We start from the raw sequence: 19,441 nt of genomic DNA on the forward strand, positions 1-19,441 counted from the left end.
GAAAAATTATATAAAAATGCTTGTAGATTATTCTTTAATTACTGATGATGCAAAAGTTTGGATTTACCCTTCTAGTAGAAAATTTTATCCGAATGAAATTGAAGGTATTGAAAACAAAGTAAAAGCTTTTATTGAAAGTTGGAAAACGGATGATGAAAACTTTAAAGCCTCATACAAATTTCTATACAACCGTTTTATTATTTTGTTTGCCGATACTGAAAACACAGCTTTAACAAACTCAGACATTGATTGTTCTGTTTCATTTATTTTAGCACTACAGCAAGAATATAAAGTAGAATTGTTAGATAAAATGAATGCTTGTTTTAAACAAGGAGAACATATACAATACAAAGAGTTAAAAGACTTTAAAAAACTACTAAAAAATAGAGCTCTTACTGGAAAAAGCATCATTTTTGACAACCTAATTACCTCTAAAATTGATTTTGATAATAACTGGGAAATTCCTCTTGAGGAAAGCTGGTATAATAGATATTTGTAAGCTAAAAAACATTTTAAGATTATTATCTTGAATCTATTTTAAAAACAATACTGTCTTGCTGAGCTTGTAGAAAGATATTTTAAGTATTCACAAAAAAAGTCTTCAACAAGCTCAGATTGACAAAATCTTAGTGTAATTGTGAAATATTAAACAACAAAAAATAGTTTTTCTCCACATCAACTATATAAACTATTATATCTTTTACTTCTCTAAAATACTAGCAATATTAGGTTTAAAATAATTAGGCCCTTTTAACACTTTACCATCTTCTCTGTATATAGGTTTGCCATCTTCGCCTAATTTACTCATATTACTTCGCTGAATTTCATTAAAAACCTCTTCAATTTTATCTTGCATTCCATGTTCTATAATTGTGCCACATAAAATATACAACATATCACCTAAAGCATCTGCAACCTCAACCAAATCATTGTTTTGTGCTGCTTCTAAATACTCTTCATTTTCTTCTTTCATCAGCTCAAAACGAAGGTTTTTTCTATCTTCTCCAATATTTACAATTGGTTTTTGATGCATATTTAATTTAAATGCAGTATGAAATTCGGTTACTGCTGCTATTTTGTTTTTCATTTATTAATAATTTTATGACTGATATAATGATACAAGAAGTTATTATAAAAACGATACCTTTCTTTATTTAATTTGTAATTTTACAAAATCAAAATTTTGATGATTTTAGGTAGACAATATATAGAAACTTATTGATAAAATAAAGGCTTCTCTTTTGCTATTCACAAACAACTTTAAAAAAACACAAACTATGTTTTTAGGTGCTTATTTTACAACAGGAAGAATTGTTTTTATGATTTTTTTTATCTTTGCTTTTATAGCTTTAATGATTTATAGCTACAGAAAAGATATTAAAAACCACGATCGTTATTATAAAGGTGCTGGAAAAAAAGTAATTATTTATGGTGGATTAATTATTGCAATTTTTGTGGCAATTCGTTTTTTGTTTGGGAATTAGCAAACTACATTTTTTCTACCTCACTTAATTTATCATGGTCTAAAATGGTAAAACCTTCTTCATCAAAACTAGCTGAAGGCACGTATTTTACATCTAATTCTAAGTTATCAAAATCATACGAATAAATTTGATACACTTTTTGAGCAAAAGATTCTTCGTGATAATTTAAAAGAAGATATAAAAAAGCATCTAAATTTTTTATTTCTTTATTAGTGTATCTATACAAAGGACTTTTTTCATCAATAACATGTACAACTGTCCAAATTGTTGGTAAATACATTATTTTGTTTCTTTCTAAATTTAAAGTAAAAAAATTCTTTTAAAAACGCCATTTTCATCCTTATTTGTAATAGATAGTGTTACCTTAATTTCTGGCTCTATCATTACTGTTTTTCTACTATTCATTAAGCGAAACATAATTGCTCGCTGATTTTTAAAATCTCTTAAAATAATATTTTTACTAAATTTAATACTTGCCTTTGGCTTAGAAAAACGACCATATAACAAACCTGTTATAAATGAAAAACTAAGCAAACCAATCATTGCCTCAAAAGCTGCAATAAAATTTGCAGAGATTCCTTTGGGTGCTATACCTCCATAACCAACTGTTGTAAGTGTTTGTGCACTAAAGAAAAATCCGTTTAAAAAATCTTCTAAAAAACTTCCCTTAGGTTTTGTTATTTGTTCAATACCAATACCAACATAAAACAACCCAAAAACAATATTTAAAAGTGTGTAGGCAAAAATTATCAATAAAAAAAAGTGAATCCAAGAAATGTCTATAAAATAGGCATATAAATCGCCAATGTTCTTTTTTCTGTTGATATGATTAACATTACTGCTCCCATCATCATTAATAATATCTTGGGCATTTTTGCTAGATTTATATCCAAAACCAGGATCTTTTACTTTTTTTGCCATGTTGTATCTTTTAGCTTTTTATGCGTTGTCTTGTTTTAAGGACCTGTAATCGAGACCAAGCAATTTTATGTTTTTGTGTGTATATAAAAAAGCAACTAACATCTAATAAAAAGTAAAACAAACTAATGCCACTTGGAGGATTATTACTTGGTAAAAATTCAAAAACTGCAAAGCCTATATTTGGCCATTTCCAACATCCAAAAGCAGTGCCTCCTATCTCTAAAACAGCAACTAAAATATACATTGCATAGAAAAAGAGTCTGTCTTTTGGTCTTTTCCAAAGCAATAAAAACACACAAAGAGTCATTACAAAACCAAAAACATCTGTAAAAAACACTAAATAAATAGTGGCAAAAACAGCAATAAAAATAGCAAATAATTGTTCTACAGCTTTGTTGTATTTTCTTACTACAGAAGCTTTGCTAAACATAAAAATTCTGCCATATAAAGCTGCATGCCCAATTGGCACATATAAAGGTACATTTTGTAATCGATAAGTATACATTCCTAAAATTCTAGAAAATAAATATTCACCTCCAAAACCTAAAATAACAGCATAAATCATGAGTTCTTTTACTCTTGGAGTAGATCTAAAATACATTTTAAAAAAACCTGCTAACATTAAAATATTGATTAATATTTGCGAATTTGTAACGTTTTCAGCAAAATAAATACTATCAAAAAACAACACAAATACAAAGAAAATAAAACGACCAATCTCTCTATTAAAAACAGCTATTATTTTATTAAAATCTTCTTTAGGTATTTCAAAAATATTCATTAATTAGGGTATTTAAAGCAGTTGGTTGTGTGGTCATTTACCATTCCTATTGCTTGCATATATGCATACATTACTGTAGATCCTACAAACTTAAAACCACGTTTTTTTAAATCTTTAGAAATTTTATCAGATAATTCTGTAGTTGCAGGTACATCTTCTTTAGAATGAAAAACATTTATAATTGGTTGGTTATTTACATAACTCCAAATAAATTTAGAAAAAGAGCCAAATTCTTTTTGAACTTCTATAAATAACTGTGCATTTGTAATAGCACTTCTTATTTTTAGTTTATTTCTTATAATGCCTTTATCTTGGAGTAATGATTGGATTTTATTTTCTGCATACAGGGCTACTTTTTTGTAATCAAAATGATCAAAAGCGTTTCTAAAATTTTCTCTTTTATTTAAAATAGTAATCCAACTTAAACCAGCCTGAAAGGTTTCTAAAATTAAAAACTCAAATAACGTTGTATCATCAAAAACAGGTGTTCCCCATTCTTTGTCATGATAGTCTTTATAAATTTCACTATCTGTTACCCAAAAACATCGATGTTTCATTCTTTTATTTTAAAATTGAAAAGTAGTGTTTAAAGCATTCATAGCAATCAATATTATAAAAATTTTGAACTCAAAAAATACGTTTACTCTTTAGAAACTTACTTTCACTCATTCTCGTTTTTTTAAATGAGTCAACAAAACTACTTTTGAACAACGAGAAATTGATAAAGTATACCAATTTAATTATTTAAAGCCGATAAAATATTATTTTTAACCTATCACAATTCAATTAACGTTTTATAAGCCTGAGCTTGTTGAATACTTTTGCGTGAATCTTTAAACATCCTTTGACAAGCTCGGGAAGAAATCTATATTTTTAATTATGAATCAACTTTATAAAGTCAAATAGGTAGTATTCAGCATCAACCTGTAAATCTTATATAATTTTAATACTTTTAACTATTATGAAAATATTTAAACAAATACTCTTATTGTTTTCTGTCGCACTTATTTTTTGGTCTTGTAGTTCATCAAAAATTAAAAACAATACAAATATAAAAGAACAACCTGTTGTAATTGCAAATGATAGTTTAGAATATCAAATTATTATTTTTGATATTGGTTTTAATCAATTTTTAAATTCTGTAGCACAACCCAAAGGTTTTTATTCTCAAAACTATTTAGAGGCTAGAAATAATGCTTGGGTAATTTCTTGGAATATTAGAGCAAATAGTCCAAATCAATTTAACACCAATATTTATGAAAATATCATTGATTATCAACCCAATATAGATTATGGTTACGAAGTAAATTATAAATTATTCAACTACTTTTTATTTGCACAAAAAAAATATAAAATGAGTTTAGGTGGTGGTTTTAGAACCAATAGAACTAATTAGCTATCTTTTGAAAACTCACAAAACTATAATCAAATTTATTTTTTTCATCTGCTTTAAAGTCTTCTCTATTGGTTTCTTTCCAAATATTTAAATCTATTTCAGGAAAAAAAACATCAGCTTCAAACTCTTTATGAACCTGTGTAATATCTAACTGCTCTACTAAGTCTTTTTCAATAGCTTCCTTATAAATTTGTGCACCACCAATTATAAAAATATCTTCATTATTTTCTGCTAGTTTAATAGCTTCTTCAAGACTGTTTGCTATTAAGCAACCATCTTTAAAATACTCTTTATTTCTAGTAATTATAATGGTTGTTCTATTTGGCAATGGTTTACCAATAGATTCAAAAGTATTTCTGCCCATTAAAATGGGATGACCAGTAGTTACATTTTTAAATCTCTTTAAATCTGCAGGCAAATGCCAAATTAAATCATTGTCTTTTCCTAAAGCATTGTTCTTTGCAATTGCGGCAATAATTGTAATCATAAAATTTAATATTTTAAACAAAATTAAAGTAATTCTCTGAAGATTTGACGTTTTAAGCGTAATTTAAGTCGTTTTTTTAGACGTATAAGTACATTTTTTTTGTGAAAAGCCTGAAAATCAATCAAAAAGAGATTGTCTATTTTAAATAAAACACAATTTTGTTTCCCTTTTATTTTTGATTACCAATATTTTGTAAAGGCATTTTACAAAACTGATAATTCTTTAATAATATTAAACAATAATCTTTGTACAATGTTAGTTCTTACATACTTTTACTTAAACTTTTAATAAAATAATTATGGCTATCAAAAAACAATTTTTAAAAAGCAAACCAGTTTGTAAAGTAACTTTTACAGTTGCTGCTGAAGAAGCTAAAAAAGTAACAGTTGTAGGAAGCTTTAACGAATGGAACGAACAAGCAACACCTTTAAAGAAATTAAAAAATGGTTCTTTTAAAGGTACTGTTAATTTAGAATCTGGAAAATCTCACGAATTTAGATACTTAGTTGATGGAGCTTACATCAATGAAGAACAGGCAGATGAACTTGTTTGGAATGATTTTGCAGGTGCAGAAAACAGCGTATTAAATATATAATATTAAAATAAAAAAGAGCTTTTAATTAAATTAAAAGCTCTTTTTTTTTAAAGAGAATAAAATTAGTTTTAAACTGCAACTTTACCCTTAATATTTGGATGAGGATTGTAATCTAACAACTCAAAATCTTCAAAAGTAAAATTTTCGATATCTTTTACAGATGGATTTATCTTCATTTTTGGTAACGGTCTAATCTCTCTAGACAATTGTAACTCTAATTGTTCTTGGTGATTATTATAAATATGTGCATCGCCAAAAGTATGTATAAACTCTCCTGCTTTATAACCACAAACTTGTGCAATCATCATTGTAAATAGTGCATAAGAAGCAATATTAAAAGGCACTCCTAAAAATATATCTGCACTTCTTTGGTATAACTGACAAGATAATTTACCATCTGCAACATAAAACTGAAAAAAAGCATGACAAGGAGGTAATGCTGCTTTACCATTGGCAACATTTTCTGAAAATGAAATTGAAGTATCTGGCAATACAGAAGGGTTCCAAGCAGAAACTAGCATTCGTCTAGAATTTGGGTTGGTTTTTAAAGAGTGAATTACTTCTTTTAATTGATCTACTTCATCACTGTTCCAGTTACGCCATTGATGTCCATAAACTGGTCCTAAATCGCCTTTTTCATCTGCCCAAGAATTCCAAATTTTAACGCCGTTTTCTTGTAAATATTTAATATTAGTATCTCCTTTTATAAACCAAAGTAGTTCATAAATAATAGATTTTAGGTGTAGTTTTTTGGTAGTAACCATTGGAAAACCTTCACTTAAATCAAAACGCATTTGATGCCCAAAAACACTTTTTGTACCTGTGCCTGTTCTATCTCCTTTTTCGTTTCCGTTTTCTAAAACGTGTTTTACTAAATCATGGTATTGTTTCATTCTGGTATGTAATCGTTTAATTGATAATAAACTGAATAAAATTTATGTTTTATTTTAATAAAAAAACACAATCTGTATTTCTTTATTTTTTTAGCGTTTAATTAACGCTTGCTAATTTCATCTCTAATTTTTGCAGCCAACTCATAATTTTCATCAGCAACAGCGTTATTTAATTGATCGTGCAATTCTTTTAAAGACACATTAGAAAAAGTACTTTTATTATCGGTAATTAAGGCTTCTAATTCTGATGAAACTTCTTCTGTTTTTGACGTATTTTCTATGCCAAATTCTTCTTCAATTTTAAGAAAAACACCTGCTTTTTCTAAAATATTTTCATAGGTATAAATTGGTGCTTGGTAACGCACTGCAATTGCAATAGCATCAGATGTTCTTGCATCTATTACTTCTTCAACGCCTTCTCTTTCACAAACCAAACTAGAAAAGAAAACACCATCTACTAATTTATGTATTAAAACTTCTTTTACTTTGATTAAAAAGCGGTCTGAAAAAGTTTTAAATAAATCGTGTGTAAGTGGTCTTGGAGGTCTAATTTCTTTTTCTAAAGCAATGGCTATTGATTGTGCTTCAAAAGCTCCAATAATTATAGGTAGCGTTCTTGTGCCTTCCATTTCACTCAACACCAATGCATAAGCACCACTTTGAGTTTGACTGTATGAAATACCTTTGATTGTTAATTGTATTAAACTCATAAATTTATTTATGTAAAAAAATATGCTATTTAAAAAGTAAATCAATGTTAGTTCTAACAAAATATAGAACTAAATCATTCATTTAAAACTCAAAACCTTTGCACTAGACTTAAAGATACCAGGTTTATTGTAAATTTTTAAGATAGATTCTTTTGAGGGCACAATTTAATGAAAATAATAGCTTCGTAAATAATATTTCTTTAAAATATGAAGATTTGTTATAGTTCTGCTTACTTGAAGAATTAAAGCCTTTCTACAAGCTCAAGACAAGCTTTTATTAGAGCTCTCACAATTTTTAGCGGAAAGCAATTGCTAAATGCCTAACGAAATTATTTAAAGTTGCCTAAAATTTTTAAAAAAACCTATCAAAAGTTATACTTCTGATAGGTTTATTAAAATAACTAAACTTAAAATAATTTGAGCATGCCCAAAAAAAAGATTTTATTCTTTAAAAATTGTTTTTTTACTAAGCAGCCTTAAATGCTTTCAATTTTTCGATTAATTTAGGCACAACTTCAAAAGCATCTCCTACAATTCCATAATCTGCTGCTTTAAAAAAAGGTGCTTCTGCATCTGTATTGATGACCACTTTTACTTTAGATGCATTGATACCTGCCAAATGCTGAATTGCACCAGAAATACCAATAGCAATATATAAATTAGAGGCAACAGGCTTACCAGTTTGCCCAACATGTTCACCATGAGGACGCCATCCTAAATCTGAAACAGGTTTAGAACAAGCAGTTGCAGCCCCTAAAACGTCTGCTAAATCTTCAATTAAACCCCAGTTTTCTGGACCTTTTAAACCTCTTCCAGCAGAAACAACAACATCTGCATCTGCAATGGTTACTTTACCTGTAACTTTTTCTATGTTTTCTGATGTTACACCTGAATCTATAATACTAGCTTCGAAATTTTCTGTAGTTCCTGAAACAGGGTTTTCATGAATTCCGAAAGAATTCTTTGCCAAACCAATTACTTTGTTTTCAGTAGAAATTACTGTATTTGAAAATGCTTTGTTAGAAAAGGCTTTTCTTTTTACAGTAAAAGGGTTTGTATTAGATGGAGCATCTACAACATTGGTTGCAAAACCAGCTTCTAAATGAACAGCAATCATTGGTGCTAAATAAAAACCATCAATACTAGAATCTACAACTACAACAGTAGCGTTTTCTTTTTTTGCTACTTCTGTAACAATTGCTCCGTATTGTTTTGCATTAAAAGTATTAAAAGCATCGTTAGAAACTGCGATGACTTTTTCTGCTCCATAAGTATACAATTCTGATGAATCAGCAGCGTTTACTGTAAGTGCTACAACATTAGTACCTAATTGTTCTGCAACTTTTTTTCCATAAGAAACTACTTCTAAAGCAGTTTTCTTAAATTTTCCTTCCGATGAATCGGCAAAAACTAAAACAGACATATTATATAGTTTTTAGTTGTTAGTAAGTTGTTTTTAGTGGACTGTACTAACAAAATTATTTTTTATTTTGTTTAATTGTGTAAAAGTGTAATTGTTTAATCGTTTCATTGTAAAACTGTGACAATTTTAAGTAATTGTTTTTACAGTTACTTAAAAATGACACATAAACCAATACAAAATATTTATATTACTTTGGCCTCATTATGTAATAAGCTAATTAGCTCATCAATATTATCAGCAGCTACTAATTTTACAGCTCCTTTTGGTGCTGGTTTTTGAAAAGACTCTATATTTGTTGCTATCTCTGCTGCAACAGGTTCAATAACATTTAAAGGTTTTTTACGAGCCATCATAATGCCACGCATGTTTGGAATACGTAAATCTTTCTCTTCAACAATACCTTTTTGACCACCAATAACTATTGGTAAACTCGATGATAAAGTTTCATTACCACCATCTATTTCTCTGGTTGCAGAAACCGTTGTTCCATCAACTTCAATACCAACACAACCGTTTATAAAATTAAAATCGGTCAAAGCTGCCAACATTCCAGGAACCATTTGACCATTATAATCTGCAGACTCCTTACCTGCTAATACCAAATCATATTCGCCAGTTTTAACAACTGCTGCCAATTCTTTTGCCACTTGTAATCCATCTGTAGGACTTGCATTTACACGAATTGCATTATCTGCACCAATTGCCAATGCTTTACGTAATGTAGGTTCTGTTTCTGCTCCTCCAACATTTACAATAGTAACTGTAGCTCCTTGCTTTTCTTTAAACCACATTGCTCTTGTTAAACAAAACTCATCATAAGGGTTTATTACAAATTGTACCCCATTTGTATCGAACTTTGTATCGCTTTCTGTGAAATTAATTTTAGATGTGGTATCAGGAACGTGACTAATACAAACTAATATTTTCATAAAATTTATTTTAATTTTGTGCTTTGCGAAATTACGTCTTTTTTTTAAAAAATACTATGCATGCATAGTATTTTTTAATTTATTTAACAATTATTAAAAAAAAGATAAAAAAACGATTAGTTTGTACAATTGTAATTAAAAATTGACAATTAATTCCTTACTTTTGTAGCAGTAATATCAATAATAATTTAAACTAGATGAAAACAATTCAATTTAGAGAAGCAATTTGTGAAGCCATGACTGAAGAAATGCGAAGAGATGAAAGCATTTACTTAATGGGTGAAGAAGTTGCAGAATATAATGGTGCTTACAAAGCATCTAAAGGTATGTTAGATGAGTTTGGTGAAAAGCGTGTAATTGATACACCTATTGCTGAGCTTGGCTTTGCTGGTGTTGCAGTTGGATCTGCAATGAATGGTCTAAGACCAATTGTTGAATATATGACATTCAACTTCTCTTTAGTAGGAATTGATCAAATTATAAACAATGCTGCAAAAATCAGACAAATGTCTGGTGGTCAGTTTAATTGTCCTATTGTTTTCAGAGGGCCAACAGCTTCTGCAGGTCAATTAGGGGCAACACACTCACAGGCTTTTGAAAACTGGTTTGCAAATACACCTGGTTTAAAGGTAATTGTACCTTCAAACCCTTATGATGCAAAAGGTTTATTAAAAGCTGCCATAAGAGATGATGATCCAGTAATTTTTATGGAATCTGAACAAATGTATGGTGATAAAATGGAAGTTCCTGAAGGAGAATACATTATACCTATTGGTGTTGCAGATATTAAAAGAGAAGGAACTGATGTAACTGTTGTTTCTTTTGGAAAAATTATCAAAGAAGCTTACAAAGCTGCTGATGAATTGGCTAAAGAAGGAATTTCTGTTGAAATTGTTGATTTAAGGACTGTTCGTCCAATGGATCATGATGCCATTATTACATCGGTTAAAAAAACAAATAGATTGGTTATTCTAGAAGAAGCTTGGCCATTTGCAAGTGTTTCTTCAGAAATAACTTACAGAATACAAGATGAAGCATTTGATTATTTAGATGCACCAATTAAAAGAATTACAACTTCAGACACTCCTGCACCTTACTCTCCTGTTCTTTTTGAAAAATGGATTCCAAATGCTCAGAATGTAATTGATGCTGTTAAAGAAGTAATGTATAAAAAATAATACGTAGCTTTAAAAAAAAAATAAAAATCCTTTTTTTACATCTGTAGAAAAAGGATTTTGCTTTGAAATATGAAGGCGCTTTTAACCTTATTTTTACTATTATTTGCAACTATTGTAAATGCACAGCTAACCATAAAAGGAAAGGTTTTTGATGAAAAAAACGAACCACTACCTTTTGTAAATATAATTGTAAAAAAAACAACTTTAGGAACAACTACTGATTTTGAGGGTAAATTTTCAATTACATTAAAAAAAAATAATGGTAAAATAGAATTTTCTTTATTAGGCTTTGGATCAAAAATAGAAAAAGTTACAAAGAAAACAGGGTTCTTAAAAATAATTTTAAAAGAGGAAACCTCCCAACTAAATGAAGTTATTATTGTTAGCAGACCTAAAAAAAGGCTTCGTAAAAAAGAAAATCCTGCATACAGAATTTTAAAAGAGGTTTGGAAGCATAAAAAGAAAAACGGTTTAAACATTTTTGATAGCTACGAGTACAAAAAATCATTTTCAACTGAAATAGGTTTAAATAACTTAGACTCTGTTTCTTTAAAAAGAGTCTTTAAAGAAAACTACAATTTTTACAAGAAAAAATTCCCCGTTAGTCAAGATGGAGTCAATTCTTATATCCCCATTTACTTAAAAGAAGTCATCACAAATGTATATGGAAACAACAAAACCAATACAGAAAGACAAGATATTGAAGCTGAAAAGACAAGTGGTGTTCAACAAAACGGATTTGCTTTTCAAAAAATAACAGATGCTTTTAATGAAATAGATGTATATAAAAACAACATCACTATTTTTAGAAAGTCTTTTGTAAGCCCTATTTCAACTACAGGTTTTGAAACCTATGATTATGTTTTACAAGACAGTGTAATCGTAAATAATAAAAAAACATATTCTATCTACTTTTTTCCAAGAAGAGATGCAGATTTAGCTTTTGAGGGTAGTGTTTGGATTGCAGACAAAAACTTCTGTATTACTAAAGTTAAGATGAGAGTTCGAAAAGATATCAATCTTAATTTTGTAAGAAAATTATCCTTTGAAAAAGAATATTTAATTAAAAATGATAGCACATATCTACCAATAAAAGATATTTACAAGGCAGATTTAACTTTTTCTGGTAAAGGTGATGAAAACAAAGGTTTATCAATTACTAAAATAAATAACTTTTCTGATTACAAATTTAATCTTCCAAAAACGGATGATTTCTACACAACTAAAATTGTGAAATTTAGACCAGATCAATTTAAAAAAGATGATGATTATTGGAAATTTCAACGAAAAAACAAAGACATTAAAAAAACTTCTGCCTTAATTAAAAGTGTTCGTAACAATAAAAAAATAAAGAAACTTACTGGTGTTTTAAATACATTATCTTCTGGTTATATAAACGTTACACCAAGTTTTCAAATAGGGCAATATTGGAACACAATAACACGAAATAGTGTTGAAGGCATAAAGTTAAAAGCAGGCTTTAGAACTTTTAAAACTGTAGATGATCGATTTCGTTTAACTGGCTTTTTAGCTTATGGAACTAGAGATAAAAAGTACAAATTTGGCACAGAAGCAAAATACTTACTTTCTTACAAACCAAGAATAGGAGTTGCAGCAGCTTATCTTGATGATACAGAACAATTAGGAGCAAAACTACTAAACACAAATGGGTTAAATGCTAATATATTTGATGCCAATGCATTATTTGCTAGAGGAGATAATTTCTTTTTATCAGCAGTAAAAAAAACAGCCATAAAATTTAATATCGAATTAAAAAAGAATCTAAATGTGGGGCTTTCTGTTGCACACAATAAAATTAGAAGTGCTTCACCTAAAGATTTTACAATTAACTACTTAAATAAAGAGGGTAATATAAATACGAATGTTACCGATGTAAGTTCTGATCTTTATGTTATTTATACTCCTGGAAGATTTGAATATGGTTATGGAATTGAGCAAAGAATGGGAAAAAATTTATTTCCTGCTTTTATTATCAATTATAGAAGAGGATATAAAGGTATCTTAAATGGGACTCATAATTATGATAAACTTCAAATTAATTACAACCACCCTATTTTATTAGGAAAATTAGGACTTTTAATAACTACTTTAGACGGAGGTAAAACATTTGGAAATGTGCCAATTTCTTTACTAAATCCAATACCAGCCAACCAAACATTCTGGATTACAAATGGAACTTTTTCTCTAATTAATTATTATGATTTTGTTTCAGATACTTATATTTCAGGACATTTTGAGCATCATTTTAATGGTTTGATTTTTAATAAAATTCCATTAATAAAAAAACTAAATTTAAGAGGCCTCATCAACTTTAAAACTGTCTATGGTACTATTTCTGATGCAAATAGAGCTATTAATAGATCAAACATAATATACGTTGCTCCTACTGATAATCTTTACTATGAATATGGGTTTGGAGTAGAAAATATTGGTATTGGAAATATTCATCCACTTCGTGTAGATTTTATATGGCGATCAGTCCATCAAAATTTTAGTTATTTAACAACTCCAAAATTTGCAGTAAGAGTAGGTATTAAACTAGATTTGTAAATAAATAGAAAAAATATGCTACTCTTTTGATTCGAAAAGCATTGCGTAAATTATAAGTAAAACCTAGAATAAAACTTAATTAATCACTATTTTTGTTTATAAATCAAACATAAAAGAGAACATGAGTAAAGAAATAAAAGATACATTAACTTTTGACGTTTTAATAGAGATTCCTAAAGGAAGTAGAAACAAATATGAATACGATTTTACATTACATAAAATACGTTTTGATAGAATGTTATTTTCTTCTATGATGTACCCAGGAGATTATGGTTTTATACCAGAAACTTTAGCTTTAGATTCAGATCCTTTAGATGTTCTTGTTTTAGGACATCAACCTACTTACCCAATGGTTGTTATGGAAGTTAGACCTATTGGGGTTTTTTATATGACAGATGAAAAAGGACCTGATGAAAAAATAATTTGTGTACCTGTTTCTGATCCAATATGGAGTAATAAATCAGATATTGCAGATTTAAATCCTCATAGATTAAAAGAAATAGAACACTTTTTTCAAGTATATAAAGATTTAGAAAAGAAAAAAGTAGATACTGGAGGTTGGGGAAATGCAGCAGAAGCTATAAAAATCTATCACGAATGCGTAAAACGTTATGATGATAGTGAACATAAGAAAAAAAGAACATTTACCATATAAGTAAATAACCATAAATAGAAAAACGCCTTACTTTTAAGGTGTTTTTTTTTGCCTATTAAGTATTGTTTTTACTTTTTAAATAAGTTATAATTATAAAAATACTGTTTACAATATCAAAAGTTAATTGATAATTCAAAAAAAACTGACAAAAATCATAGTATAGAAAACATAAATTAAAGGTGCTTAAAATACATTATCTTTAATTTAGGTATGCTTTTTTTATCAATTTAATTTTACTACATTTAGCATCGTTAAAAATTAATTAATTTAAAATCAACTAACTAAATTATGGAATTAATCGTGAAATTTTTACCTCTTTTTGGGGTCTTAGCTTTAATTTTCGTTTTTCTAAAAAGCGGATGGGTATCTAAACAAGAAGTCGGTAATGAAAAAATGGCTCGTATTGCCAAGAATATTGCTGAAGGTGCAATGTCGTTTTTAAAAGCTGAATATAAAGTCTTAGCAATTTTTGTGGTTGCTGTAGCAATCTTACTATATTTTAAAGGATCTGCAGAAGCAGGATCTAGTGGTATGGTAGCCATCTCTTTTATTATCGGTGCAATTTGTTCTGCTTTAGCAGGATTTATTGGAATGAAAGTTGCCACAAAAGCAAATGTTAGAACTACAGAAGCTGCGAGAACATCTTTAGGTAGAGCATTAGAAGTTGCTTTTGCTGGTGGAGCAGTAATGGGACTAGGAGTAGTAGGTTTGGGTATTTTAGGACTTAGCACTTTATTTATGGTCTATCAAAATATATGGTCTGGTGCAGAAAACTTAACTCTAGTGTTAAACGTACTTTCTGGTTTTTCTTTAGGTGCTTCATCAATTGCATTATTTGCAAGAGTTGGTGGAGGTATTTATACAAAAGCAGCAGATGTTGGTGCAGATTTAGTGGGTAAAGTAGAAGCTGGTATCCCAGAAGACCATCCTTTAAATCCTGCAACAATTGCAGATAATGTTGGTGATAATGTTGGTGATGTTGCTGGTATGGGAGCAGATTTGTTTGAATCTTATGTTGGCTCTATTATTGGTACAATGGTACTTGGTGCATTCATTTTTACAGATGGTATTGTTGGTGGTTTAGGAGCAGTTTACTTGCCTTTAGTACTTGGTGCAGTTGGAATTTTAATGTCTATTTTAGGTACATTTTTTGTAAAAGTAAAAGATGGAGGAAACCCACAAACTGCATTAAATATTGGTGAATTTGGTTCTGCTGGTTTAATGGTGGTTGCTTCTTATTTTATTATCAATGCTTTAATACCAGAATCTGTAGTAGGTTTACCTTTTGGTGCTATGGGAGTATTCTGGGCAACTATTGCTGGTTTAATTGCTGGTTTAGCAGTTGGTAAAGTAACTGAATATTATACTGCCACAGGTAAAAAACCTGTAATGTCTATTGTTGAACAATCTAAAACAGGAGCAGCTACAAATATTATTGCTGGTTTAGGTGTTGGTATGATGTCTACTGCTATTCCTATTCTTTTAATTGCAGCAGCAATTATAGTATCTCATCATTTTGCTGGCTTATATGGTATTGCAATTGCAGCTGTAGGTATGTTAGCAAATACAGGAATTCAATTAGCAGTTGATGCTTATGGACCAATTTGTGATAACGCTGGAGGAATTGCTGAAATGGCAGAATTACCAAGTGAAGTTAGAGAGCGTACCGATAAATTAGATGCTGTTGGTAACACAACTGCAGCTGTTGGTAAAGGTTTTGCAATTGCTTCTGCTGCATTAACAGCATTGGCTTTATTTGCTGCTTTTATGAAAACAGCAGGTGTTACTGCAATTGATGTTTCTCAACCTAAAATTATGGCTGGTTTACTCATTGGTGGTATGTTACCATTTGTATTTTCTGCACTATCAATGAATGCTGTTGGAAGAGCAGCAATGGCTATGATTGAAGAAGTTCGTAGACAATTTAGAGATATTCCTCAGTTAAAAGCTGCGCTTGAAGTGATGAGAGCTGTAGATTCTGATATGACAAAAGCAACTACAGCACAAAGAGCTATTTTTGATGCTGCTGATGGTGTTGCTGAATATGACAAATGTGTTGATATTTCTACTAAAGCATCTATTAAAGAAATGGTTTTCCCAGGCTTATTAGCTATTGCTGTACCTGTTGCTGTTGGTTTTATTGGTGGTGCAGAAATGTTAGGTGGCGTTTTAGCAGGTGTTACTACTTGTGGAGTTTTAATGGCTATCTTTCAATCTAACGCTGGTGGAGCTTGGGATAACGCAAAGAAAACTATTGAAGAGCAAGGCAGAAAAGGAACTGAAGAACACAAAGCTGCTGTTGTAGGTGATACTGTTGGAGATCCTTTTAAAGATACTTCTGGACCTTCTTTAAATATTCTTTTAAAATTAATGTCTGTTGTGGCTTTGGTAATTGCACCAAGTATTGCTATGAATAGTGCTGCTGTTTCTGATTACAATAACACTAAGAACGAAGTAAAAATTGAAATGGTAAAAACTACTGGAGAATTAGCAATGTCTAAAATTATAACTCCAGAAATAATAAACGGTAAAGAAGTAGTCTATAAAGATATTATTGAGGGAACTCATGACAATGTTAAACTAGCTATTAAAAATATTGAAAGTAAAAATAAGACAACTCATTTAGAGACTAACAAAGAACTTGAAGAAAAGTAATAATCATTTTTTCAATGAAAATAAAAAGCATCCAAAATTTTTGGGTGCTTTTTTCATTTTACAAACTTTCTAAAACAAATTTAAAATCTGAGTTGGTTGTTTTTTGAGAAAGTTGGTTTATTGCATTCTCTGAAAGTTGTAAAATTCTAGGATAACCTCCTGTAACTTGGCAATCCCTCATTAAAACAATCAATTTACCTGAAGATGTCAATTGCACAGTTCCTGGCAAAACTGCCGATGTTAAAATGGATGGCAAATTATTTTCAATAGCTTCATTTAAACGATACCCCATTCTATTGTTGTCATTTGAAATGGTAAATAATTTTTCAAAAAGTTGTTGCTGATGATTTTTATTTAATAACTCAAACTCAGGACCTTTATAACATCTTATTTGGTTTGTTTCAAAATGAGATTTTAATACTTTAATATAAGTATTAGTCGATTTTAAAGTAGCATCTATTTTATTTATTGATAAAAAACTATTCTTTTGAATCACAGAAGTATCCGTTATATTTTGATAAAAACTTCTACTTTTTAAAATTTTTTCTGACTGAAAACCATCCTTAACTGCTAAATAACATCTTACTCCAAAATGTATCTTCCCAAAAGTTAAAATATCATTTTTTAAAATTCTAATTCTTGAATTCATTAAAACTGGAAGATTATTTATTTTTGGAGAAAAATTACCCCCAGAAATACAGATAAAAGTATCTGCTAAAAATTGTAATTTAACACCTCCAAAAGTAATTTCTAAAACAGCTTCTTCTAAAGAATTATCAACAATACTATTTGCAATATTTGCTGAATATGAATCCATAACTCCAGAAATAGGGATTCCTTTTGAAGCAAAACCAACTCTTCCATTATCTTGAATAGAAGCATAAAAACCTGCTTTTAAAACTTTAATCATTTCGTAAAGTTTTAGAAATTGAATAGTTCTTTTTTTCTATCTCTTGTTCTAATTGATAAAATTCACCTAAAGATACGGGTGTAAACTTTATTTTATCTCCAGATTTTGCAAAACAAGGATTTTCATTTCGTACATCAAAAAAATTAATAGGTGTTTTCCCAATAATATTCCAACCTCCAGCTGAATTTGATGGATATATACCTGTTTGCTTCCCTCCTATTGCAACTGATCCTTTTGATACTTGTAAACGCGGATTTGGTTTTCTATCGAAAAATAGTTGGGCTTCCAATCCTCCTAAATATAAAAACCCAGGCAAAAAGCCAATAAAGTAGACTGTATAGGTTGTTTTAGAATGTAATTCAATAATTTCATCAATAGAAAGTTCAGATTTTTTAGCAATTTCTTGTAAATCAATTCCAAATTGAGGATGATAACAAACAGGAATTTCCCAAATGAAATTATCTTTTTTGATAGTAAAATTTACACTTAAATAAATTGATTTCAACTCTTTTACAGTTGCTTTAAAGTCAATAATTTCATCTTTAAATTTTATTGTTAAAGAATGGTAACCAACTATTAAATCAGTATAACTTTGCTTTTTTTGATTTTCAATTTTATATTTAAAACTTAAAATATCATTTAAAACAACTTCACTAATTACAGCATTCCATTCTATCAAAATAGCTTGCTTTCCAAAAGGTTTGTATGTAATTTCTTTACCCAATTTCAATTCCTTTTTTAGAAAGTTGTTTAGATAAAAACTTAAGAATTTTTAGAGTATTATCATGGTCTCCATGAATGCAAAAAGTATCTGCTTTAATTTTTTTATCAACCTTAAAAATAGTTTTTACTGTTTTATTAAAAACAATGCTACAAATATGATTTAAAACCTCTTCTGCATCAGCAATTATAGCATTTTCATTACTTCTAGCAACCAATGTTACATCATTATTATAATTTCTATCTGCAAAAGCTTCATACTTTATATTGATATCATTTTGAACAGCAATTCTTTCAACAGCAGAAGCATAAGGCACATATAAAAAAACATCTTTTGTATATTTTTTAATAGATTTTATAAAATTAATAGCAGCATTTTCATCAACAGCTATTAAATTATACAATGCTCCATGAGGTTTTATGTGATGTAGTTTTTGATTGAATTTAGACATTCTCTCTAAAAATAAATCTAACTGACTTTGAATACTTTTATGCAATTCTTCTTTAGTGACATCCATTATCTTTCTACCAAAATTTATTGGATCAGGAAAAGAAGGATGGGCTCCTATTAAAACATTATTTTTAATCGCTAATTGAATTGTTTTGTCTATCGATTTTTCATCCCCAAAATGACCACCACAAGCAATGTTACAAGAAGATATATATGGCAATAGCAAATGTTCATTTATCATTCCTTCTCCAACATCACAATTAAGATCAATCTTCATTTGTATAAAATTATTTTTTCTCTTTATACTTTTTGATGAAGATCAACGTCATTAAAAACCAACCAATTATTAAAATCAATCCTCCCAAAGGAGTTACAAACCAAATAGATTTAGCTGTAATTGTAGTTAAATGAATTGCATAAATAGAACCTGAAAAAAGTAAAATACCTAAAAAGAATAAATAAGAAATTTTGTTTTTTTGAGAGTTTGTAAATCCATCATATATATTGACAAATAACAATACAATTACGTGATACATTTGATAACGAACTCCTGTATTAAAGCTAGAGATTTCTGTAACTGACAAAACATCTTTTAAACCATGAGCACCAAAAGCACCTAAAACAATGGTTAATAAGCCTAAAAAACACGTAATTGCTAAATTTTTTATCATTATAAGATGAT

Annotated in this window: 22 protein-coding genes; 8 read left to right on the forward strand and 14 right to left on the reverse strand. The window is 29.0% G+C overall.

Annotation, left to right across the window (positions count from 1 at the left end; all coding sequences use genetic code 11):
- Positions 1-16 precede the first annotated feature (16 nt).
- On the forward strand, positions 17-499 hold the full coding sequence (locus tag Q0731_RS03945) for an ABC transporter ATPase (RefSeq protein WP_299060163.1): 483 nt from the start codon (positions 17-19) through the stop codon (positions 497-499).
- Positions 500-700: 201 nt separating this feature from the next.
- Here Q0731_RS03945 and Q0731_RS03950 read toward each other — a convergent pair whose 3' ends face one another.
- Entirely contained in the window at positions 701-1,087 is a 387-nt protein-coding gene (locus Q0731_RS03950) for a nucleoside triphosphate pyrophosphohydrolase family protein (protein WP_299060165.1), read from the reverse strand.
- Between the two features lie 190 nt (positions 1,088-1,277).
- On the opposite strand from Q0731_RS03950, the gene Q0731_RS03955 reads away from it, so the two are divergent.
- Positions 1,278-1,484, forward strand: coding sequence for a hypothetical protein (locus tag Q0731_RS03955; protein ID WP_299060166.1), 207 nt, complete (start codon positions 1,278-1,280; stop codon positions 1,482-1,484).
- Between the two features lie 4 nt (positions 1,485-1,488).
- Here Q0731_RS03955 and Q0731_RS03960 read toward each other — a convergent pair whose 3' ends face one another.
- From Q0731_RS03960 to Q0731_RS03975, 4 genes are read right to left on the reverse strand one after another with little or no spacing between them, the layout of a single operon-like run.
- A complete protein-coding gene (locus Q0731_RS03960) occupies positions 1,489-1,764 on the reverse strand; it encodes a hypothetical protein (RefSeq protein WP_299060169.1) in 276 nt (91 codons plus the stop codon).
- Between the two features lie 20 nt (positions 1,765-1,784).
- Positions 1,785-2,405, reverse strand: a complete 621-nt coding sequence (locus Q0731_RS03965; RefSeq protein WP_299060172.1) for an ion channel — start codon at positions 2,403-2,405, stop codon at positions 1,785-1,787.
- Positions 2,406-2,415: 10 nt separating this feature from the next.
- Positions 2,416-3,186 (reverse strand): hypothetical protein, encoded by a 771-nt coding sequence (locus tag Q0731_RS03970; protein WP_299060175.1) that lies wholly within the window; start codon positions 3,184-3,186, stop codon positions 2,416-2,418.
- The gene (locus tag Q0731_RS03975) at positions 3,186-3,743 is read right to left on the reverse strand and encodes a DNA-3-methyladenine glycosylase I (protein ID WP_299060177.1); all 558 of its coding nucleotides are present in this window, start codon (positions 3,741-3,743) and stop codon (positions 3,186-3,188) included. The genes Q0731_RS03970 and Q0731_RS03975 overlap by 1 nt, the downstream gene beginning before the upstream one ends.
- A gap of 404 nt (positions 3,744-4,147) precedes the next feature.
- On the opposite strand from Q0731_RS03975, the gene Q0731_RS03980 reads away from it, so the two are divergent.
- Positions 4,148-4,582 carry a DUF6146 family protein gene (locus Q0731_RS03980; RefSeq protein WP_299060180.1) on the forward strand — a complete coding sequence of 145 codons (435 nt, stop codon included), beginning with the start codon at positions 4,148-4,150 and terminating at the stop codon, positions 4,580-4,582.
- Here Q0731_RS03980 and Q0731_RS03985 read toward each other — a convergent pair.
- Positions 4,575-5,069, reverse strand: coding sequence for a dihydrofolate reductase (locus Q0731_RS03985; RefSeq protein ID WP_299060182.1), 495 nt, complete (start codon positions 5,067-5,069; stop codon positions 4,575-4,577). The two genes, Q0731_RS03980 and Q0731_RS03985, sit on opposite strands and share 8 nt — an antisense overlap.
- A gap of 298 nt (positions 5,070-5,367) precedes the next feature.
- On the opposite strand from Q0731_RS03985, the gene Q0731_RS03990 reads away from it, so the two are divergent.
- Entirely contained in the window at positions 5,368-5,664 is a 297-nt protein-coding gene (locus Q0731_RS03990) for an isoamylase early set domain-containing protein (RefSeq protein ID WP_299060184.1), read from the forward strand.
- Positions 5,665-5,732: 68 nt separating this feature from the next.
- On the opposite strand, the gene Q0731_RS03995 is transcribed toward Q0731_RS03990, so the two are convergent.
- The 4 genes from Q0731_RS03995 to Q0731_RS04010 form a co-directional block, all read right to left on the reverse strand.
- Positions 5,733-6,557 (reverse strand): thymidylate synthase, encoded by an 825-nt coding sequence (locus tag Q0731_RS03995; protein ID WP_299060186.1) that lies wholly within the window; start codon positions 6,555-6,557, stop codon positions 5,733-5,735.
- A 101-nt stretch (positions 6,558-6,658) separates the two neighbouring features.
- On the reverse strand, positions 6,659-7,267 hold the full coding sequence (locus tag Q0731_RS04000; protein WP_299060188.1) for a bifunctional nuclease family protein: 609 nt from the start codon (positions 7,265-7,267) through the stop codon (positions 6,659-6,661).
- A 466-nt stretch (positions 7,268-7,733) separates the two neighbouring features.
- Positions 7,734-8,690, reverse strand: coding sequence for an electron transfer flavoprotein subunit alpha/FixB family protein (locus tag Q0731_RS04005; RefSeq protein ID WP_299060195.1), 957 nt, complete (start codon positions 8,688-8,690; stop codon positions 7,734-7,736).
- Positions 8,691-8,872: 182 nt separating this feature from the next.
- Positions 8,873-9,619, reverse strand: coding sequence for an electron transfer flavoprotein subunit beta/FixA family protein (locus Q0731_RS04010; RefSeq protein WP_299060198.1), 747 nt, complete (start codon positions 9,617-9,619; stop codon positions 8,873-8,875).
- A 197-nt stretch (positions 9,620-9,816) separates the two neighbouring features.
- Between Q0731_RS04010 and Q0731_RS04015 the strand changes: the two genes are divergently transcribed.
- The 4 genes from Q0731_RS04015 (at position 9,817) to Q0731_RS04030 (ending at position 16,678) form a co-directional block, all read left to right on the forward strand.
- Positions 9,817-10,797 (forward strand): pyruvate dehydrogenase complex E1 component subunit beta, encoded by a 981-nt coding sequence (locus Q0731_RS04015; RefSeq protein WP_299060200.1) that lies wholly within the window; start codon positions 9,817-9,819, stop codon positions 10,795-10,797.
- A 69-nt stretch (positions 10,798-10,866) separates the two neighbouring features.
- Positions 10,867-13,368, forward strand: coding sequence for a DUF5686 family protein (locus Q0731_RS04020; protein WP_299060203.1), 2,502 nt, complete (start codon positions 10,867-10,869; stop codon positions 13,366-13,368).
- Positions 13,369-13,489: 121 nt separating this feature from the next.
- Positions 13,490-14,023, forward strand: coding sequence for an inorganic diphosphatase (locus Q0731_RS04025; protein ID WP_299060206.1), 534 nt, complete (start codon positions 13,490-13,492; stop codon positions 14,021-14,023).
- A 288-nt stretch (positions 14,024-14,311) separates the two neighbouring features.
- Complete coding sequence (locus Q0731_RS04030; protein WP_299060209.1) at positions 14,312-16,678, forward strand: sodium-translocating pyrophosphatase; 2,367 nt, start codon at positions 14,312-14,314, stop codon at positions 16,676-16,678.
- A 58-nt stretch (positions 16,679-16,736) separates the two neighbouring features.
- Here the strand turns inward: Q0731_RS04030 and Q0731_RS04035 are convergent, their stop codons facing one another.
- From Q0731_RS04035 to Q0731_RS04050, 4 genes are read right to left on the reverse strand one after another with little or no spacing between them, the layout of a single operon-like run.
- Positions 16,737-17,588, reverse strand: a complete 852-nt coding sequence (locus Q0731_RS04035; protein ID WP_299060212.1) for a biotin-dependent carboxyltransferase family protein — start codon at positions 17,586-17,588, stop codon at positions 16,737-16,739.
- Positions 17,581-18,312: a 5-oxoprolinase subunit PxpB gene (pxpB, locus tag Q0731_RS04040; protein WP_299060215.1), complete on the reverse strand. Its 732-nt coding sequence runs from the start codon at positions 18,310-18,312 to the stop codon at positions 17,581-17,583. The genes Q0731_RS04035 and pxpB overlap by 8 nt, the downstream gene beginning before the upstream one ends.
- Positions 18,305-19,036: a 5-oxoprolinase subunit PxpA gene (pxpA, locus tag Q0731_RS04045; RefSeq protein ID WP_299060217.1), complete on the reverse strand. Its 732-nt coding sequence runs from the start codon at positions 19,034-19,036 to the stop codon at positions 18,305-18,307. Before pxpA ends, pxpB begins: the two co-directional genes overlap by 8 nt.
- 10 nt (positions 19,037-19,046) lie before the next feature.
- Entirely contained in the window at positions 19,047-19,430 is a 384-nt protein-coding gene (locus tag Q0731_RS04050; RefSeq protein ID WP_299060219.1) for a DUF423 domain-containing protein, read from the reverse strand.
- Positions 19,431-19,441 lie beyond the last annotated feature (11 nt).

The sequence above is a fragment of the uncultured Polaribacter sp. genome (genome assembly GCF_947497695.1).
GTDB lineage: Bacteria > Bacteroidota > Bacteroidia > Flavobacteriales > Flavobacteriaceae > Polaribacter.

Bases quoted from the DNA above. Each gene is read 5' to 3' on its own strand.
- Q0731_RS03945 (WP_299060163.1), top strand. From the start codon at position 17: ATGCTTGTAGATTATTCTTTAATTACTGATGATGCAAAAGTTTGGATT.
- Q0731_RS04035 (WP_299060212.1), bottom strand. From the start codon at position 17,588: ATGATTAAAGTTTTAAAAGCAGGTTTTTATGCTTCTATTCAAGATAAT.
- Q0731_RS04010 (WP_299060198.1), bottom strand. From the start codon at position 9,619: ATGAAAATATTAGTTTGTATTAGTCACGTTCCTGATACCACATCTAAA.
- Q0731_RS04020 (WP_299060203.1), top strand. From the start codon at position 10,867: ATGAAGGCGCTTTTAACCTTATTTTTACTATTATTTGCAACTATTGTA.
- Q0731_RS03970 (WP_299060175.1), bottom strand. From the start codon at position 3,186: ATGAATATTTTTGAAATACCTAAAGAAGATTTTAATAAAATAATAGCT.
- Q0731_RS04015 (WP_299060200.1), top strand. From the start codon at position 9,817: ATGAAAACAATTCAATTTAGAGAAGCAATTTGTGAAGCCATGACTGAA.
- Q0731_RS03980 (WP_299060180.1), top strand. From the start codon at position 4,148: ATGAAAATATTTAAACAAATACTCTTATTGTTTTCTGTCGCACTTATT.
- Q0731_RS04025 (WP_299060206.1), top strand. From the start codon at position 13,490: ATGAGTAAAGAAATAAAAGATACATTAACTTTTGACGTTTTAATAGAG.
- Q0731_RS04000 (WP_299060188.1), bottom strand. From the start codon at position 7,267: ATGAGTTTAATACAATTAACAATCAAAGGTATTTCATACAGTCAAACT.
- Q0731_RS04050 (WP_299060219.1), bottom strand. From the start codon at position 19,430: ATGATAAAAAATTTAGCAATTACGTGTTTTTTAGGCTTATTAACCATT.
- Q0731_RS03955 (WP_299060166.1), top strand. From the start codon at position 1,278: ATGTTTTTAGGTGCTTATTTTACAACAGGAAGAATTGTTTTTATGATT.
- Q0731_RS03995 (WP_299060186.1), bottom strand. From the start codon at position 6,557: ATGAAACAATACCATGATTTAGTAAAACACGTTTTAGAAAACGGAAAC.
- Q0731_RS03985 (WP_299060182.1), bottom strand. From the start codon at position 5,069: ATGATTACAATTATTGCCGCAATTGCAAAGAACAATGCTTTAGGAAAA.
- Q0731_RS03960 (WP_299060169.1), bottom strand. From the start codon at position 1,764: ATGTATTTACCAACAATTTGGACAGTTGTACATGTTATTGATGAAAAA.
- Q0731_RS03990 (WP_299060184.1), top strand. From the start codon at position 5,368: ATGGCTATCAAAAAACAATTTTTAAAAAGCAAACCAGTTTGTAAAGTA.
- Q0731_RS04005 (WP_299060195.1), bottom strand. From the start codon at position 8,690: ATGTCTGTTTTAGTTTTTGCCGATTCATCGGAAGGAAAATTTAAGAAA.
- Q0731_RS03975 (WP_299060177.1), bottom strand. From the start codon at position 3,743: ATGAAACATCGATGTTTTTGGGTAACAGATAGTGAAATTTATAAAGAC.
- Q0731_RS03965 (WP_299060172.1), bottom strand. From the start codon at position 2,405: ATGGCAAAAAAAGTAAAAGATCCTGGTTTTGGATATAAATCTAGCAAA.
- pxpA (WP_299060217.1), bottom strand. From the start codon at position 19,036: ATGAAGATTGATCTTAATTGTGATGTTGGAGAAGGAATGATAAATGAA.
- Q0731_RS04030 (WP_299060209.1), top strand. From the start codon at position 14,312: ATGGAATTAATCGTGAAATTTTTACCTCTTTTTGGGGTCTTAGCTTTA.
- Q0731_RS03950 (WP_299060165.1), bottom strand. From the start codon at position 1,087: ATGAAAAACAAAATAGCAGCAGTAACCGAATTTCATACTGCATTTAAA.